Origin of the sequence: Cytobacillus sp. BC1816 (assembly GCF_051353635.1) — a bacterium.
In the GTDB taxonomy this organism is placed as follows: domain Bacteria; phylum Bacillota; class Bacilli; order Bacillales; family Cytobacillaceae; genus Cytobacillus; species Cytobacillus oceanisediminis_C.
The window spans coordinates 2,733,379-2,749,582 of the sequence record NZ_CP195611.1; the positions used below are offsets into that span (position 1 = coordinate 2,733,379).

The window sequence follows — 16,204 nt, forward strand, 5'->3', positions numbered from 1 at the left end:
AATGACGCATTAATATTCGCGGTAAATTTCTATACTGGGACCCATTTTAAGCGGTATTGACTTTCACCCGGCATATTAAGTCTTTTGTCACCGATTCGGCACTAATTTTTTTACACTGCTCTACATTTCAGACAACCAAATGGGTATGCTAAGAAAAACCTAAAAGCGGGAGGATTTACATATGGAGTCAAACGGAAAGCAACTATCCATATTTTCTCTGGGCGGCATCAATGAAATTGGAAAGAACATGTATGTGATCCAATATGATGACGATATTGTCGTGATTGATGCTGGAGGGAAATTCCCTGACGAGACCTTATTGGGGATCGACTTGATCATTCCGGACATCACTTACCTTGAAGAGAACCGGGATAAAATCCGCGGGCTGATTGTAACTCATGGACATGAGGATCATATTGGCGGGGTTGCCTACCTTCTCAAAAAAATTAATATGCCGGTTTATGCCACGCGATTTACTCTTGGCCTGATTGAATTAAAATTAGCAGAGCATCGCCTGCTTGGTGATTCAGAGCTTATAAATATTGATTCTGACTCCCGCCTTGATTTCGGGGAAATTGGCGTTAGCTTTTTCAAGGTGAATCACAGCATACCCGACTGTCTTGGAATTGTTTTCAAGACGCCCGGCGGCAATGTTGTCCATACGGGAGATTTCAAATTTGACTTAACCCCTGTAAATCAGGAGCATGCTGATATCCATAGGATGGCTGAGATTGGACGCAGTGGAGTGCTCGCCCTTCTTTCAGAAAGCACAAACGCTGAGCGGACTGGCTTTTCGCCAACTGAACATATTGTCGGGGAAAACATTGAGGAAGCATTTATGAAAGCACCACGCAAGATCATCATCTCAACTTTCGCTTCCAATGTTAGCCGTGTTCAACAGGTTGTGGCCGCTGCGATAAAAACAAATCGAAAGCTGGTCCTGCTTGGACGAAGTATGGTAAATGTCGTGAATGTAGCGATTGAACGCGGATACCTGACAGTTCCCGAGGGAATGATCGTGAATCCAAGAGAAGCGATGAATCTTGCCCCAGAAAAGGTGTGCATCCTATGTACCGGCAGCCAGGGTGAGCCGATGGCTGCCCTTTCACGACTCTCTGCCGGAAATTATCGGGATGCAGAGATTCATCCTGAGGATACCGTGATTCTAGCAGCATCCCCAATCCCTGGAAACGAGCGCGATGTCTCAAAAATCATTGACAACCTGTTCAAGCTGGGAGCCCGCGTGATATACGGTTCAGGAAGCTCAACAGGAATGCATGTGTCTGGCCACGGCTACCAGGAAGATCTAAAGCTTATGCTCACATTGATGAAGCCCAAATATTTTATCCCGATTCACGGTGAATACAGAATGCTTCATCATCATAAATTGCTTGCTGAATCCATCGGTGTTGAAAATGGGCATACATTTATCATTAAAAATGGGGAGGTTGTTGATATTGAGAATGGGAAAGCACGCCAGACCAGGCGGGTACCTGCCGGGGATACTTATGTTGATGGAGTGGGTGTTGGTGATATTGGCAGCATCGTGCTCCGCGACAGAAAGCAGCTGTCCGAGGATGGCATGATTGTGATCGTGCTGACTATGAGCAAGAGTGAGCGCAAAATGATATCAAGACCTGATACGATATCCCGTGGTTTCGTCTACGCAAGGGAATCCGAGGATTTGCTGAGGGAAATAAACCGGATTGCGGAGAAAACCGTCAATGATCTTCCAGAACAGGACAAAAGCCAGTGGAATGTCATCAAGCAGAGCATTAAGAAATCACTTGGGCAGTATTTATTTGAAAAGACAAAGCGCAAACCAATGATCCTGCCGATTATAATTGAAATTTAAACGAAAAGAGGCAAGCCGTAATCGGCTTGCCTTTATCGCAGTTTAACGGACAGTAAGACCCCCCACCTTTGATTCAGAGGAATCTTTGGTGGATCAGTGGCGGTCTAACTGACCGAATAGGCTCCAAAGCAGAACAAAGACTAAGAACGCCACGTTCTGTGGCGACGACTTTGTAACCCAAAAGTCCGCTTTTGGTCGTGCGATGCTAATGCTGACGAAGAGTTCCTTTTCCTTTGGGCCTCACTTAACAATCAGCGGGGAAACCACCCGCTGATTGAAGTTTCACTCTATCTAAAGGGCTGCTTATCCACGGCGTCCGCCTCGGCCGCCCCGCTTACCTTCAGTATTGCGCTTTAATGAAGAAATATTTTCTTCACTTGATTTTAAGAATTTTGCCATTTTGTCTTCAAAGCTTTCCTTCGGCTTAAAGTTTCCTTTAGAACGGAAATCTCTGGAACCGCCGCGGCGATCATCTCTTCCCTGGCGCGGCGGGCGCTGAGAATAAGAAGATTGGCCTTCCGGTCTGTCCACCGCTTTTTTGATGGATAGGGCAATTTTGCCTTCCTTCTCACTAAGCACTTTAACAGTTACCTCATCGCCAACTTTTAAATGCTCATTCACATCTTTAACATAGCTGTCAGCTACCTCACTAATGTGAACAAGACCTGTCGTACCGCCTGGCAGCTCGACGAAAGCTCCGAAATTTGTAATACCTGTTACTTTTCCTTGTACCTTACTTCCAATTTCGATTGACAAAAAAACTTCCCCCTCGGTAGTGTTAACAACGTCTTATTATAACTTTTTTTTAAGATAATTTCAACGCCGGCGATATCCTCACGATATTCTACCCGTTAAAATTAAGAATAAATCATATTTTTTGTTCAAATTTAAATATTTAATTGCTTATTATACCTGTAAATTAACTCATTTTCTATGCGGATGGCACTCTTTTATATAGAAAAAAATTTTTATGTGCAGATGCAGCGTTTTTATGTGCAGATAAAAATTTTTATGTGCACATAACGCTTTTTTATGTGCGGATAGCTAGATTTTATGTGCGGAAGGTTAATTTAGACAAATACTTAATTGCACCTTTAATGGCAAACAAAAAGCTCCTGAAACAGGAGCTTAAACCCTACATAGTATGACCTTCCTGAAGAACCTTCCTGCTGAAATGACGCTTCATTATAATCCCATACAGGGATGCCAATACCTGCTGAAAGAGCATGCCGATGACTACAGGAACAGCAACAGGAGCGGGAAAGTATGTGACTGCCAGGACAGAGCCTACGCTGATATTCCTCATCCCGCCATTAAACGTAACAGCCACAGTCGTGCCCTGATCGTATTTCAGTAAATTGGCGATGATGAAAGAGATAAGATAGCCCATAAACGCCACACAAAATACAGCAAGCCCGATGAGGACCAATTTAAGATTTACCTCCTTCAGATACGGGGCGACGACTGCTCCATTCAGCATAACCACAATGGCCATTCCAAGCTTAGAAAAAGGAGAGAGACGGCTGCTTAAGGCTGCAGCGCTTTTTTCTGCAAATTGATTGAAAAGCATGCCAAGAAAAGAAGGCAGAACAATCATGCCAAATAATCCAGCCATCATCGGCACAGCATCGATCTGTACAGACTTCTGGAAAAATACCGACAATGTCAGCGGTACAATAAATGGTGACAGAAAGGTATCAACCAGAATGATGGACAATGTCAGCGGAATATTGCCGCGATAAATGGAAACCCAGATGAAGCTCGATATGCCGGTGGGAATGGCCATAGCCAATACCAGCCCGGTAATGGTTAATGAATCATCACCGAACGCAAGTTTACCGGTGCTCCATGCAAAGAGAGGCATCAAAATATGAAGCAAAAACAAAATGAGGAAAAGCGGCTTTGGATGATGAACGATTTCTTTTAAACTGCTAAAGCTGGAGTTCAGACTGCCTGAAAACGTCATAAACGCAAAAACCCAAGGGATGATAAAGGCAAGGTCCTTGATATAACCAGCGAGCATAACACCTAGAACCACGCTTATTGGAGTAATCAATGGCATCATTTTCTCCAGCTGTTTATTGATTTGAATTAGCACACTGAGTACTCTCCTTTTCCGAATAATTGTTTACCTAACTAATTATTTTATCATAAACTGGCTGGTTATATATCAAAATAATGAAAAAGAGCCAAAAAACGGCTCTTTTGATTATCTCCGTTTCTCCGGCATATATTTCAGCCATTTTCCCAGTCTCCAGCTGTTCACTCCAAACCCTGCAAGCGCAATGGCTGCGATGCCTGCGGATAACTGCATGATCAGCATTTCTTCTAAATAAATGCCAAAGCCTGACCCAGTTAAACCTAGCATGAATAACTGAAAAAGCTGCTTTTTCCGATTTTCATAGATCGTAAACTGAAACTCCCTTCTTTGCCCGGCCTCTTTCATTTTTTCCAATTTACGCGGTGTTTCCAGGAATTCCGCTGCTGAATGAAAAATTTTAAAGAGCGGCTGGGATTGAATAATGCTCCAAATAAATGACCATTTATTCCCCTGAGAGCTTAGCCACTCTGTAAAAACTGGTTTGCCAAGGCCAATAAGATCATCTTCTGGTGCCAGATGGCGAACAATCCCTTCTATTGTCATAAATGACCTGCCCAGAAAAACAAAGCGGGTTGGCACCTGGATCGGAAGAGCAGCGATCAGATCATTTAGTTCAAGCTTAAGAGCCACTAAATCCATATCCTTTACCTGGGAAAGGTCAAATCCCATCCATTCTGACAGCAGCTTCTCCATTGTTCCAGCATTAGCTTCCGGCAGCAAAAATCCCAGCTGTGACAGACATTCGACTGCTTTACTGTAGTTTTTAGCCAGAATGGATTCAATTAAATTCTGAAAAGAGACTGCATCTTTTTTTGAAATTTCACCGGCCATGCCGAAATCGAGAAGAATAATCCGCCCCTCCCTTGTAAACAGCACATTTCCTGGATGAGGATCCGCATGAAACATCCCAGGTTCCAGCCATTGCGGCAGGAAGATCTTCATCAAACGGCGTGCCAGATCCTGACGGGATATCTCAAGCTTTTCAATCGCTGCTGAATCATTGAGCCTTGTTCCCTCCACCCATTCCATGACAAGCACTTTTGAGGTGCAAAGCTCCTGATGCACGCCGGGAATTTTAACCATCTCACTATCTTTAAATCGCTCCTTAAAATAAAGCAGGGTATTCTTTTCCTTTGTAAAGTCAAGCTCCCGCTCAATAACCTGCTTTAACTCCTGAAATAGGACATTTAAATTAATGAATCCCTTAGGAATAGGGACAAACCGATCCGCAAACCAGACAAGAATCCTTAGGGTCCGGAAGTCTGTATGTACGATTGATTGAATATCTGGACGCTGCACTTTAATAGCGACAATTGAGCCGTCCTCCAGAGCGCCTTTATATACCTCTCCAATCGAAGCTGATGCTATGGCTTCTTTTTCAATCGCTACCACCTTTTTAGAGACCTCGCTGCCCCACTCTTCGTTTAAAATCCTCTTGATTTCACGCCATTCCGATGGCGGTACCTTATCGGTCAGGTCTTGCAGCTCCTTGATGAAAGCATTTGGAAGCAAATCAGAACGAATACTGATGAACTGACCAATCTTAATCAGGAGTCCTTCCAATTCAAAAAGTGTTGTCCGGAGTCTTTTCCCGATGCCAGACCATAAATTGCCCCATTCTGCTTCTGATTTGCGGGTCCATTTATACCAGTAAATTTGAAATATAATGAAAAGTGCCAAAGATATTATTTTGTACATGCGGAGCCATTTGCTTCTCGCCTTCATTTCCATCCTCTTCTTCCCAAGTAAAGTATACTGTCTGATTCTGCAATACAGGCTGAATAGCCTTTTCTTTTTATACGGTATCATGTTAAAAAAGTTTCATAACATAAAAAACAGCCTGTCCTTACACTAAGGACAAGCTGCCTGCTTGATGCTGCTGAATATACTGATGAGTTATGTCAACAATCTTCTCTTTATCATGGTCCATGGATGCCACATGATAGGAGTTATAAAGCGATATAGCTTTCTTTTTAGCTGAGCCAATCTTCTTCAAAATAAAATCTGTACACTCTGCAGGTACAACATGATCTTCTATCGACTTAAAGCCTAATACAGGTGTTTTAATGAATGGAAGTAAGTCTGGTGTTCTTTCCATGATCTTCTGCAATTCGAAGATGGAGGGGACCGGAACCTTCCCGTACGTAATTTCCTCTACATCCTCTTTTTTTATATCAGGTGCACCTTCATCAATGTACCTGGGATTTGTTTTCCCCTTTAAATATTCATAAGACGGAACCCGAAGAGCGGCATTTATTAACACAATACCTGCAATTTCAGGATATTTATTAGCCAGCCAAAGTGTCAATGCACCACCCATCGATTGACCTGCAGCATAAACAGATGTGCATCTGTCTTTTAGAAATTGATAACCCTTTTCAGCTTCAGCAAACCAATCCTCATGAGAGGTTTTTTCCATATCTTTATAATGTGTGCCGTGGCCTCTAAGCCTTGGAGCAAAGACGGTATAGCCAAGCTTGGCAAATGACTCCCCCAAAAACCGGACGCTCTGGGGAGTTCCAAGAAAACCATGTGTGATCAGAATCCCGATCTCATTCCCTTCATAGTAGAAGGATTCTGCACCGTCCAAAACAGGATAACGTTCATTCATAATCTGTTCCTCCCTCAGAATTCATTAATCACATTATATAACCAACTATTCCGACCTGTCAACTTGTATTTAAACAAAAAAGACCGTCCAAATCATATTTGGAGCGGTTAGACTAAAGAAAGTATTAATACAAAGATAAGGAAGACGTAACATACACCAAAGATAATAGCCCTTACATTAGAGTTTCGAGTGTACCCTTTGAAGTCTGCAAGTGATTGAGCACCATCCACCTTTCTGGAGTGAATGACCATACTGATATTGGTCAGGACTAGAATCGCGATTGTCAGAAAAAATAAAAATACCGGCTCAATACTCAGAATTTCACCGGAATCAAAATGAAAGTAAGCATTGAAAAATAGTATGCTGCTGACAAGCAAAGTCCAAATACTCCCCACTGTGCGCTGCTTACTCCATTCATTGCCCATTTTTTCTTTTTCATAGATGGCAACTTTTTCGATAACAGGAAAAATAGATTTGGTGGAATTACGTTTTGCCCATCCCAGAATGGATTGAATCAGAGTTATCATGCCAAGGAAAATAAACATTTGTGAAAATGTAATATCTATGAAACTTTGTAAAATGTACGTAGCGGTTAAGAAAAAAAGGAGGTTGCCATTTAAGAACAGGAGCTGCCTGATTCTTAGTTTCTTAATTTCAGAAGTAGTCACGATCCCGCCTCCCTATGTCTTATGAAATAAATAATAGGGCTCACGATTCCCAGAATGACAATGACAAGGAACATCCAAAATCCGCTTCCTCCTCCCAGCCCTAACTCATCAGCAAGAATGGCTTCAAAAAATAGTACCTGGCCAGATACTATGATTGAAATCATTGTAATTGCCATAACCGTAAATCCGTTCAAGAAACCCTGCATGACTTTAGGAAGCCATACAAGAATGAATAGAACGACAGTTATTAATAGGAAACTGGAAATCACTGGCCTCAATAGTGTAAAGGCTCCATCTGTTACAAAAGATTCGTAAGTGTACATATATCCCCCTAATAATTTCTATAATAGTATTATTTTACAATTAATCAGCTATTGAAGCCACCTTAAAAAAACGGCTGCACTTTATGTGCAGCCGTTCGGATATTATTTAATACCTCTCTAGTAATTCGATAATCACTTTGAACGTTGAGGTTGTGTCCATATAGGCGTATTTGCCTTTCCCATTAAAAAAATTGCCAGTTTGTATGACTGGATATCCCATTCCTTCCAGCAATCTGATTTTTTCATCCAGGTTATCGACAACGAACGAAATATGATGGACACCTTCCCCATATTTCTCCAGATGTTCCTGCCAAGTACTTGGTGAATCACCTGGTTCGATTAATTCAATTTGAATGAAGGGTGTATTGATGAACATATATTTTGATTTAGCTTCTGTGGGCTGACCTCTGAACATGACCTGTGTCGTTTCACTTGGGCCTGATTGTATAATGGGTGGCTTATCGGCACCGAGAAGCTTACAGTAAGCATCGGCAGCTAAATCCAGATCTTTTACCACGATTGCCAGCTGTTCGACTTTATTTGTTCCAAGCAAAGGTCTTAGTGACTCAGGGGCAGCTGCAGTATTTCTCGCCACAGAGCTTTCCAGGAGTTCAACCAATATTTTGCAGTCTTCCAAGGTATCTGCATAAACATATCTGCCTTCACTGGATGTAAATTCTCCACTTTGCAGTGTTGAATACCCGCTCTCCTCAAAAAACGGCATTCGTTCTCTGATGGATTCCACATCAAAGGCAATATGGTGTATGCCTTCTCCAGCCCGATCCAAAAACTCCCGCATCGTGCCTGGTTCTTCATTTGGTTCAATCAGTTCAAATTGAACAGTTGGCGTATTTAGAAAAGCTAATTTGCTTATTGATGCAGTAGGCTTTCCACGGTAAATTACCTTTGATACTTCCTGATCACCTGTTAAAAACCACTCAGGTTTGGGAACTCCCAGTAAACTTGAAAAAGCCTCACATGCCTCTTCAATATCCCGGACAACAAATGCCAGCTGGTTTATTGCCTGATTTCCTGCTAATGGCGCTTTAGTGGTTTTGCTTTCAGCCATAAAAACACTCCTTCTAAATGACGCTTCTCCTTCAGGATAATCCCCGTACAGCAAGTCCTCCATCACTCGAAATTACTTCGCCTGTAATGGCACGGGATTGATCAGAAGCAAGCAGCAGATACGCTCCTACATGATCTTCACTGGTCATGGCTATGCGAAGGGGATTCCGGGATTTAATGCTTTTCGCTTTCGTATCCGGATCGACTGCTTTCACAAACGGCTTAAGGGGGCCAATGACATTGAGTGCCGTCAATGTGCCGCCGGGGCCAACTGCGTTTACCCTGATATCCGGGGCTAATTCAAAGGCAAGCTGGCGCATTAAGCCGATTTGCGCGTGCTTGCTTGCTGTATACCAGACTCCGCCCCCGTCCGGGTAAAAGCCTGCTCCGGAAACCGTGAAAATCATATTTCCATTCGTTTTTTTTAATTCTTCCGCAGAAGCTTTTGCACCATTAAAATAGCCTTTGACATTAATAGTAAATAACAGGTCATAGGCATCAGACATGGCCTCTGGTGTTACTTCACTAAATTTGGCAAATCCATCAAATACTCCGGCATTGGCCACGAACACATCCAGTTTTCCCGTTGCTTCCACAGCAGCTTCAACGGCGTGAACATGATCCTCATATACAGTAACGTCGCCTTCTATGCATAGAACACGATCCCCGAATTCCTGCTTCAATTGCCCGAGGCCAGCTGCTGACTTATCCAGCACAGTTACAAAGGCTCCTTCCTGTATAAAAGTCTCTGTAACAGCCTTGCCAATGCCTGAAGCGCCCCCGGTCAAATAGACTGATTTTCCGCTAAGCAGTTCCATACTTGATGTTCCTCCTTAAACAAAAATAGCAAGATTTCTGGTATTGAGTGTAGTCTGATCGACAATGAAAACCCTTTTGGACAATTTCCAGACGCCATCTTCATATAGAAATTCATCACGGCGCTCCCCTGAGATCAGGTCATGATGGATGTCTGTACTGCGACTGCGATAGATTAGAAGATAACTATTTACTGATGCTTTTTCATTAGGGACATAGTCTGCCAGTTTCACATTGCTTACATAGCGGCGGGTGCGGGAAGGCGGAATTTCCGCCCAAGCATAATCCGTTTTCAACCGTTCAACTCTCAGGCTAAGCAAATCTATATCATCATTAAAAGAGAACATATCTTCCGCATAATCTGGCCTTTCGGTGCCTTCCTTATTGACACGTACAGGCATTTGATAAATCAGGGATGGATGCATAAGGCTAAACCAGCCATCAAAATCAATATGATCAAGCAGCTCAGCTTCTTTGTAGAGCCATTGTTCAAATTCATAGGTTGCGAGCATTTTCTCTAAACTCATTCCGTATTCCCCCATTTCAGGCATCGTTCCAGTTTATTTACTCGTTCATGAGATCAAGCCAGTAGCGGTAGAAGTTCCTTTGGTTTGCTTCAGTAAACTTATCATCGTAGACAACACCCGGACCGGTGAAATCGCTGACCGGTTCCCGGTGCATGCCCATCGTATAATTGTAGACAAGTTCTTTCATAACAGGCATTGGACCTGATGCGGCAGCGGTTATGTCAGTAAAAACTTCCGTATCATCCTGCTCAAAAATGCCTGAAGGGCTGAACGTTAAAATGAAGGAATCCCTTGAACGTTTTTTCCAGTCGTCTGCAGCATTTTTCTCTACCAGGAACCAGGCGATCACTTCCATTTTATCAGGCCCAATTGGCCTCCACATCCGAACGGTTGTATTCGAAATCAGCTGCCCTTTCACTTTTGTATGCGAAATGAGGAAGCTCAGGTTTGGAAAGATGTTTCCGATCATATTTTTCAAATTGGCCAGCACATCATATTGTTTATTTGTTAAATTGGATTGATATTCCGATTTTAGCTCCTCAGGGAAAGCGAAGTCAGGATTAGGAGTGCCCAGATTTAAACCATGCCCGTTCATTGTGTGAATTTGGTATCCCTTTTTGGAATAGGTTGCACTGGGCACCATGCCCAATTTTGCAATGGATCCATGCGTGACCATTGTGTGGTAGGAATCGCCGACAAAGTTATCTGCTCCTACCTTCCAGTTTGAATGGATGATAAATCTTTGCGGAGGGCCGAGGACTTCCATTTCAGCACGTCCGGCTAAAATGTCCAAATACCATTTGAAATCTCCCAGAAAATCTGAAAGAGACTCGGCTTCTTCATTCCAGGTTCCAAAAATAAGGCCTTTATACGATTCAATCCTTATTTTGTGCAGCCCCAATTTGGACTTATCCAGGTCAGTTCCATAAATATCCTTCTGCAGAGGTACTCCAATAAGATCACCATTGTTTTTAAAATTAAATCCATGATAAGGACATACAAATGAGGATTTATTGCCTTTGTCAGCACGGCATAATTTCATACCGCGGTGTGTGCACATATTGTAAAAGCCGCGGATTTCATTCTCTGAATCTCTTGTAATAATAATCGAGTACCCTGCTAAATCTCTTAACATATAATCATTTTTATTTGGGATTTCTGATTCATGGCCAATAAAAAGCCAGGTTTTCATAAACACCTTTTTATGCTCAATATCGTAAATCTTAGGATCTGCGAGGATAAAAGCAGGAATGGATCCAGCCTCAGGCTGGACTGTTTCGTTTAAGTAGCCGATTGTTTCTTTTTGGGTCATTTCTTCTAAATTCTTAGTTGTCGTTTTAATCATATGTAAATTCCCCCTTCGTCTTAAAATAAGCTTCTCCAAGGAGCGAGGAAAAGAATAAACTATTCTCTTCCTGCTATAGCACCAAACTCATCTCAACCAACCCGGATTATTTCATCCCTATTCTTCAATGAAGCCAGGATGCTTAGAGCTGCCAGGTAGCTTGTCTTTGGATTATTAGGCATCGGGTCATTTTCTACTTGAAGCGATAGCTTTCCGAAAGAACCTGCTGCCTCAATCGTATGGCTATTTTTCCTTACTGCTGGGTCGGATATGATTTTAACTCCGGTATTCTCGGCACCTAATCCCGCGAGAGACAAGATAATGGAAACATTGATATTCTTAGGGAATAATTTAATGGCTTCGGCGGCAGATCCCTCAAAAAGCACCTTTTCCCCATCAAGCGGGGCACCAGGAAGTGCCTGAGGAGGCTTCCTGGTGATAATGGCGACAGAATCCAGCTCACCAATCGCTTTAGCTGCTTTTAGAACATCCAATCCGCCGATTGCCCCTGATGGCAAATGAATTTTCGTATTATTTAAAACGCAAATTTCTTCAAGACAATGATAAAATTCCTGGTCTGCCAATGCTCCAACACTGCTTACGACCAGATCTTTACCAGACAGCAAAATGGAGGCAGCATACTCTTCTACAGCTTCAACAGTTGCGGCTTCAATAACCAGGTCGGCCTCGGATTTTAAAAGGGATTCCACGTCTGCAAAGATTTCCGCATGAAATTCCCGAGATAGTTCCTTTGCCTGTTCCTGGCGGCGAGTATGAAGGCCAATAATTTTCGCATTTGGTATTAAGCAGTCTTTATTAATGCTTTGGAGAAGGAACCTGCCTATATTCCCGCCTCCTATTAAGGCTAATTTCATATCGGTATCCCCCTAATTGGCAAAACCATAGGAATCTGCAAAAAACTCCAGGCCGCAATGCCGCGTTTCACGTGAAAGTCCGCTTTCCTTTAGTCCCGGGAAGTCCAGATGGAGATCCTGAAAAACGGTATGGTTATTATGGAAAACGGCACCGGCCTCTAACCGGTCTGCAAATTCAATTGCTTTGGATTCATCTTCTGTCCAAACAGAAGCCCTTAAACCAAATTCACTGTCATTTGCAAGGCTGATTGCTTCTTCATTATTTTCAAATGTGAGAATCGGAATTACCGGTCCAAATTGTTCTGCATGAACAATTTCACTACTTTGATCAACATCTGTAATGATTGTTGGCAGTATGTAATAGCCTTTATCCCAGGACTCTGGATCATGCTGAATCCCTCCTGTGAGGACTGTGGCTCCGGATTTTCTGGCGCGTTCGATCAGGCCATTCACATATTCGTACTGAGACCTATTGTTCAATGGCCCCATCTCAGCATCAGGCTGAATGCCGTTTCCAACCTTAATATGCTGAAATTCTTTTCTAAGCTTTTCTACCAGCTCCCCGTATCTTGATTCATGGACATAGATCCTTTTTATGGCTGAGCACACCTGGCCTGCTGCCCGAAGAACACCGAAACGCAGGCGCTTAATAGCGCTTTCTTCCAGATTGGCATCTTCGAGAATAATAGCCGCATCATTCCCGCCAAGCTCCATGTAGACATTTTTAACTGTGCCTGAAGCAGCTCGCATAATTTCTTTCCCCGTCTCAGTACTGCCGACAAATGCAATGGTTCGGATACGCGGATCAGAGCAAAGCTTGTTGCCAATAACCCCTCCTGAACCAGTTACAACATTAATGACTCCTTCAGGGAAATAAGAAGCTACTGTCTTGAGGAAAGACATGATCGTCAGCGGACAGCTCGTCGCCGGCTTTACAACGACTGTGTTTCCGGCAAGAACAGCCGGGATCACCCGCTTAAACGTAAGGATCATCGGTGAGTTCCATGGAGAGATTACCGCCGTTACCCCACGTGGACGCTTGCGGATTTGGACCTTCTGGGATCCGGGAATGGATTCAGGTTTCCACCATTCCAGCAGTTCCTCGGCAGCTTCCTTCATTATATCGACACAGCGCAAAAGGTCTTTTTTCGCTTCCACCAATACTTTTCCATTTTCTCGAATCAGCAAAGTAACGTTCTCTTCGACACTTGCTTTAATCTCGTCTGCAGCCAGCTTCATCCGGTTTGCCCGGTCCTCAATCTCACTTCCAGACCAGGTTCCAAAAGCCTTTGCTGCAGCAGAAATGGCTAATTCAACCTGTTCTTCTGTACACAAAGCCACTTCGCCCACAACTTCCTGATGATCAGCCGGATTAAGAACAGGGGCTGTATTTTCTGCCTGGATCCAATCTCCAGCTATTAAATATTTTCCTGAAACAAATGGATAGGTCGAAATCACCACAAATCACTCCCTTACAACTTTTTCGGTTTGAAAGCCTCGGCCGCACCAGGGGGCCCTCCAAATGGTTTCGCCATTGGCCCGACTGCTTCCATATCCACTACGATCATGGAGGGTTTTCTCCTGTTCATTGCCTTATCCAGCTCGGACGCGAATTCTTCCGGAGAACCGATTTGCGCTGATGCAAATCCCATGGACTGAGCCAGCAAAACGAAATCAGGGCTAACTAAATCAACCGCTACCTGACGTCCATAGGCGGCATCCTGAATATTTCGGAGAACACCATATCCTGCATCATCAAACAGGATGACGATTAACGGAAGATTTTCCTGTACAGCAGTAGCCATTTCACCCACATTAACCATGAAGCCGCCATCTCCAGCTAATAAAACAACTTGTCTATCCTTACATCCCATTTGGGCTCCGATTGCAGTCGGCAAACCTTGCCCAATCCCTCCTCCTGAAGCATGAATGGATGTACGCGGTTCGTATATTTCAAATAATCGGCTGCCCCAGACATTTGCCTGTACCGTAACGTCACGCACCAATACAGTATCCCGCGGGAGCATATTCCGCATAGAATCAGCTATTTTTTCATAGGGTCCAAGCGTTGCTCTCAACTGAAGACGCAGTTCTTTCCTTACTGAAAGCACTTCTTCCAAATATTCAGAGGAAGGAGCTGATGCTTCCTTAGCCAAATCTTCATTTAGTTTACTCAAAATAAGCTTAGCATCGCCTGCCAGCCCAATGGCGGCGGCATAATTTCTGTTCATTGCCTGCAGATCAGCATCAATGCTGATATGATTTTCAGGAACTTCTATTTTCCAGTTGGAGGTCTCATTCCCTCTAAATCTGACTCCAATGCTAATCAGGAGATCGGATTTCTTCACTAAATCTTTTGTTAATTCAAAGGAGGCAAAGTGGCCAATACATTGAGGATGATCCTCCGGAATGCTGCCCTTCCCTGATTGGCTCGTAATAACGGCGGCCCCGATCCTTTCCGCAAGCTCCTGCACTTCTTTAGCAGCCCCGGCGCTAATGACGCCCCCTCCTGCCCAAATAACCGGGCGGCGGGCTTGGCTGATTTTGGTTATCGCCTCTTTTGGAAGATACGTTAATGTGCTGTTTCCCTGAACTGAAACCATCACTTCTTCCAATGAATAATCCGGAATAATCGCAGATTGATAATCGATCGGGATTTCAACTGAAACAGGCCCTGATGGGGCTGCAGCAGCTTCCTTAATCGCTTGCCTGATAACCGCTGCTGCCTGTTCAGGCCTTCGTAGCCGCATTGCTTTTTTGCACGAGCCCTCCATAATAGACAGCTGGTCTTTACACTCGTGAATATAGCCTCTGCCAGTTCCCAGATAGGGGGATGCAACCTCACCTGTTAAATGAAGGACCGGAACGCCGGCTGCCCATGATTCAATCAGTGAACCAGCTGCGTTTCCTGAGCCAGTTCCCGTACTGGTAATGACCACCCCCAATTTTCCTGTCGCACGGGCATACCCATCTGCCATATTTGCCGCACCGCTCTCCCCGCGCGAGCATACCAGATGTATACTTCCATCACGGAGGATGGCATCATAAATCGGCATATTATGAATGCTTACAATCCCAAAAGCCACCTCAACACCAGCCCGGACGAGTTCCTTCACAACTGCATCTGCTGCAGTAAATTCCATTTGCTCATTTGCGTTTACCGGTGCAATTTCCAATTGTTCCTGTTGGCTCATCATTACATTCCTGCCTTTGCTTGAAATTAAAGCGCTTTCCCCAGCGCTCCAGCTGTTTCAATGGTTGATCCTGAAACATAACTTGCCTGCTTTGAGGCTAAAAAGAGAATGACACTGGCTACTTCTTCTGCTTCTCCAACCCTGCCCAGCGGAATCTCCCGCTTTGCTGCAAGATCTTTGTAATATTCTTCGGGATCCATATCAGGTGCATTTTTCAATCGTCTGCGTTCCCACTGGTCGGTACGGATTAGGCCAAGACTTACGGAGTTGACCAGGATATTGTCTGATGCAAGCTCTTGGGAAAGCGTTTTACTTAAGTTTAAAAGACCTGCCCTTGTTGCGGCTGTGGCAACCATATGTCTTTCAGGCTCCTTTGCAAGCGTTGCATTAATATTGATGATCCTTCCGCCTCCGCGCTTCACTAAATAAGGATGAACAGCACGTACCGCGTGGATAATGGCAAAATATTTTAATTGAATCTGTTCCTGCCATTGCTCGTCTGTAATATCGAAGAAATGGCCCATAACACTTTGTCCGGCTGCATTAACTAAAATATCAATTCCCTGAAATCGGGATGCTGCCGAATCGACAAAACGAATAACATCCTCTTTATTTGTTACATCACAAGAGGCAGCAAGGATTGACTCCCTGGATCCGTATAGCAATAAATGGTCAAAGGCTTTATCCTTCCTCTCTGCATTTCTGCCGCATACCGCCACATTGGCACCTTCCTGAAGGAACATTTCTGCTGTTTTGAGGCCAACTCCCGAAGTCCCGCCCATTATGACTGCTGTTTTTCCTTTTAAACCAAAGTCCATCAC

At 43.8% G+C, this 16,204-nt stretch carries 15 protein-coding genes; 1 reads left to right on the forward strand and 14 read right to left on the reverse strand.

The genetic code is table 11. The features are described 5' to 3' along the window. The first annotated feature begins 181 nt into the window (after positions 1-181). Positions 182-1,855 carry a ribonuclease J gene (locus ACR42H_RS14020; RefSeq protein WP_436371263.1) on the forward strand — a complete coding sequence of 558 codons (1,674 nt, stop codon included), beginning with the start codon at positions 182-184 and terminating at the stop codon, positions 1,853-1,855. 303 nt (positions 1,856-2,158) lie between these two features. On the opposite strand, the gene ACR42H_RS14025 is transcribed toward ACR42H_RS14020, so the two are convergent. The 14 genes from ACR42H_RS14025 to ACR42H_RS14090 all read right to left on the reverse strand — a co-directional run bounded on the left by ACR42H_RS14025 (position 2,159) and on the right by ACR42H_RS14090 (position 16,201). After that, positions 2,159-2,611 (reverse strand): S1 domain-containing RNA-binding protein, encoded by a 453-nt coding sequence (locus ACR42H_RS14025; protein ID WP_009334297.1) that lies wholly within the window; start codon positions 2,609-2,611, stop codon positions 2,159-2,161. Between the two features lie 379 nt (positions 2,612-2,990). Next, positions 2,991-3,953 (reverse strand): bile acid:sodium symporter family protein, encoded by a 963-nt coding sequence (locus tag ACR42H_RS14030; protein ID WP_436371265.1) that lies wholly within the window; start codon positions 3,951-3,953, stop codon positions 2,991-2,993. A 111-nt stretch (positions 3,954-4,064) separates the two neighbouring features. Continuing rightward, on the reverse strand, positions 4,065-5,765 hold the full coding sequence (locus ACR42H_RS14035; RefSeq protein WP_436371267.1) for an ABC1 kinase family protein: 1,701 nt from the start codon (positions 5,763-5,765) through the stop codon (positions 4,065-4,067). 37 nt (positions 5,766-5,802) lie between these two features. Then, on the reverse strand, positions 5,803-6,567 hold the full coding sequence (locus ACR42H_RS14040) for an alpha/beta hydrolase (protein WP_113881166.1): 765 nt from the start codon (positions 6,565-6,567) through the stop codon (positions 5,803-5,805). A gap of 107 nt (positions 6,568-6,674) precedes the next feature. Further along, positions 6,675-7,235, reverse strand: coding sequence for a hypothetical protein (locus tag ACR42H_RS14045; protein ID WP_113881167.1), 561 nt, complete (start codon positions 7,233-7,235; stop codon positions 6,675-6,677). Beyond that, the gene (locus tag ACR42H_RS14050; protein ID WP_113881168.1) at positions 7,232-7,558 is read right to left on the reverse strand and encodes a hypothetical protein; all 327 of its coding nucleotides are present in this window, start codon (positions 7,556-7,558) and stop codon (positions 7,232-7,234) included. The genes ACR42H_RS14045 and ACR42H_RS14050 overlap by 4 nt, the downstream gene beginning before the upstream one ends. 106 nt (positions 7,559-7,664) lie before the next feature. Further along, positions 7,665-8,627 (reverse strand): VOC family protein, encoded by a 963-nt coding sequence (locus tag ACR42H_RS14055; RefSeq protein WP_436371270.1) that lies wholly within the window; start codon positions 8,625-8,627, stop codon positions 7,665-7,667. Between the two features lie 31 nt (positions 8,628-8,658). After that, a complete protein-coding gene (locus tag ACR42H_RS14060) occupies positions 8,659-9,444 on the reverse strand; it encodes an SDR family NAD(P)-dependent oxidoreductase (protein WP_113881170.1) in 786 nt (261 codons plus the stop codon). A 15-nt stretch (positions 9,445-9,459) separates the two neighbouring features. Then, on the reverse strand, positions 9,460-9,969 hold the full coding sequence (locus ACR42H_RS14065; protein WP_113881171.1) for an aromatic-ring-hydroxylating dioxygenase subunit beta: 510 nt from the start codon (positions 9,967-9,969) through the stop codon (positions 9,460-9,462). A 37-nt stretch (positions 9,970-10,006) separates the two neighbouring features. Beyond that, positions 10,007-11,314 carry an aromatic ring-hydroxylating dioxygenase subunit alpha gene (locus ACR42H_RS14070; RefSeq protein ID WP_436371272.1) on the reverse strand — a complete coding sequence of 436 codons (1,308 nt, stop codon included), beginning with the start codon at positions 11,312-11,314 and terminating at the stop codon, positions 10,007-10,009. 92 nt (positions 11,315-11,406) lie between these two features. Then, the gene (nadX, locus tag ACR42H_RS14075; RefSeq protein WP_113881173.1) at positions 11,407-12,189 is read right to left on the reverse strand and encodes an aspartate dehydrogenase; all 783 of its coding nucleotides are present in this window, start codon (positions 12,187-12,189) and stop codon (positions 11,407-11,409) included. A gap of 12 nt (positions 12,190-12,201) precedes the next feature. After that, entirely contained in the window at positions 12,202-13,647 is a 1,446-nt protein-coding gene (locus ACR42H_RS14080) for an aldehyde dehydrogenase family protein (RefSeq protein WP_436371275.1), read from the reverse strand. Between the two features lie 14 nt (positions 13,648-13,661). Beyond that, entirely contained in the window at positions 13,662-15,383 is a 1,722-nt protein-coding gene (locus tag ACR42H_RS14085) for a thiamine pyrophosphate-binding protein (RefSeq protein WP_113881234.1), read from the reverse strand. Positions 15,384-15,409: 26 nt separating this feature from the next. Further along, the gene (locus ACR42H_RS14090; RefSeq protein ID WP_436371277.1) at positions 15,410-16,201 is read right to left on the reverse strand and encodes an SDR family oxidoreductase; all 792 of its coding nucleotides are present in this window, start codon (positions 16,199-16,201) and stop codon (positions 15,410-15,412) included. Between the last annotated feature and the right edge of the window lie 3 nt (positions 16,202-16,204).

Coding starts and splice junctions, on each gene's coding strand:
- ACR42H_RS14020 (WP_436371263.1), top strand. CDS start 182: ATGGAGTCAAACGGAAAGCAACTATCCATATTTTCTCTGGGCGGCATC.
- nadX (WP_113881173.1), bottom strand. CDS start 12,189: ATGAAATTAGCCTTAATAGGAGGCGGGAATATAGGCAGGTTCCTTCTC.
- ACR42H_RS14065 (WP_113881171.1), bottom strand. CDS start 9,969: ATGAGTTTAGAGAAAATGCTCGCAACCTATGAATTTGAACAATGGCTC.
- ACR42H_RS14040 (WP_113881166.1), bottom strand. CDS start 6,567: ATGAATGAACGTTATCCTGTTTTGGACGGTGCAGAATCCTTCTACTAT.
- ACR42H_RS14070 (WP_436371272.1), bottom strand. CDS start 11,314: ATGATTAAAACGACAACTAAGAATTTAGAAGAAATGACCCAAAAAGAA.
- ACR42H_RS14060 (WP_113881170.1), bottom strand. CDS start 9,444: ATGGAACTGCTTAGCGGAAAATCAGTCTATTTGACCGGGGGCGCTTCA.
- ACR42H_RS14035 (WP_436371267.1), bottom strand. CDS start 5,765: ATGATACCGTATAAAAAGAAAAGGCTATTCAGCCTGTATTGCAGAATC.
- ACR42H_RS14055 (WP_436371270.1), bottom strand. CDS start 8,627: ATGGCTGAAAGCAAAACCACTAAAGCGCCATTAGCAGGAAATCAGGCA.
- ACR42H_RS14090 (WP_436371277.1), bottom strand. CDS start 16,201: ATGGACTTTGGTTTAAAAGGAAAAACAGCAGTCATAATGGGCGGGACT.
- ACR42H_RS14050 (WP_113881168.1), bottom strand. CDS start 7,558: ATGTACACTTACGAATCTTTTGTAACAGATGGAGCCTTTACACTATTG.
- ACR42H_RS14085 (WP_113881234.1), bottom strand. CDS start 15,383: ATGAGCCAACAGGAACAATTGGAAATTGCACCGGTAAACGCAAATGAG.